We start from the raw sequence: 1,530 nt of genomic DNA on the forward strand, positions 1-1,530 counted from the left end.
GTGTTNNNNCGAAGGGGGGGACGGAGAAGGCTATGTTGGCCGGGCGACGGTTGTCCCGGTTTAAGCGTGTAGGTGTGTGTTCCAGGTAAATCCGGTTCACTTTAACACTGAGGCGTGACGACGAGGCACTACGGTGCTGAAGCAACAAATGCCCTGCTTCCAGGAAAAGCCTCTAAGCATCAGGTAACATCAAATCGTACCCCAAACCGACACAGGTGGTCAGGTAGAGAATACCAAGGCGCTTGAGAGAACTCGGGTGAAGGAACTAGGCAAAATGGTGCCGTAACTTCGGGAGAAGGCACGCTGACACGTAGGTGAAGTGATTTACTCATGGAGCTGAAGTCAGTCGAAGATACCAGCTGGCTGCAACTGTTTATTAAAAACACAGCACTGTGCAAACACGAAAGTGGACGTATACGGTGTGACGCCTGCCCGGTGCCGGAAGGTTAATTGATGGGGTCAGCGCAAGCGAAGCTCCTGATCGAAGCCCCGGTAAACGGCGGCCGTAACTATAACGGTCCTAAGGTAGCGAAATTCCTTGTCGGGTAAGTTCCGACCTGCACGAATGGCGTAATGATGGCCAGGCTGTCTCCACCCGAGACTCAGTGAAATTGAACTCGCTGTGAAGATGCAGTGTACCCGCGGCAAGACGGAAAGACCCCGTGAACCTTTACTATAGCTTGACACTGAACATTGAGCCTTGATGTGTAGGATAGGTGGGAGGCTTTGAAGTGTGGACGCCAGTCTGCATGGAGCCGACCTTGAAATACCACCCTTTAATGTTTGATGTTCTAACGTGGACCCGTTACCCGGGTTGCGGACAGTGTCTGGTGGGTAGTTTGACTGGGGCGGTCTCCTCCTAAAGAGTAACGGAGGAGCACGAAGGTTGGCTAATCCTGGTCGGACATCAGGAGGTTAGTGCAATGGCATAAGCCAGCTTGACTGCGAGCGTGACGGCGCGAGCAGGTGCGAAAGCAGGTCATAGTGATCCGGTGGTTCTGAATGGAAGGGCCATCGCTCAACGGATAAAAGGTACTCCGGGGATAACAGGCTGATACCGCCCAAGAGTTCATATCGACGGCGGTGTTTGGCACCTCGATGTCGGCTCATCACATCCTGGGGCTGAAGTAGGTCCCAAGGGTATGGCTGTTCGCCATTTAAAGTGGTACGCGAGCTGGGTTTAGAACGTCGTGAGACAGTTCGGTCCCTATCTGCCGTGGGCGCTGGAGAACTGAGGGGGGCTGCTCCTAGTACGAGAGGACCGGAGTGGACGCATCACTGGTGTTCGGGTTGTCATGCCAATGGCACTGCCCGGTAGCTAAATGCGGAAGAGATAAGTGCTGAAAGCATCTAAGCACGAAACTTGCCCCGAGATGAGTTCTCCCTGAGACTTTAGGTCTCCTGAAGGAACGTTGAAGACGACGACGTTGATAGGCCGGGTGTGTAAGCGCAGCGATGCGTTGAGCTAACCGGTACTAATGAACCGTGAGGCTTAACCTTACAACGCCGAAGATGTTTTGGCGGATGAGA

At 53.6% G+C, this 1,530-nt stretch carries 1 rRNA gene (only partly in view); it reads left to right on the plus strand.

The features are described from left to right. Positions 1 to 1,500: ribosomal RNA gene (locus J4685_RS22250) — 23S ribosomal RNA — on the plus strand; it begins 1,514 nt to the left of the window's first position. Positions 1,501 to 1,530: the final 30 nt, after the last annotated feature.

It is taken from the genome of Salmonella sp. 32100201201700099SM (assembly GCF_017572645.1).
Taxonomy (GTDB): Bacteria; Pseudomonadota; Gammaproteobacteria; order Enterobacterales; family Enterobacteriaceae; genus Salmonella; species Salmonella enterica.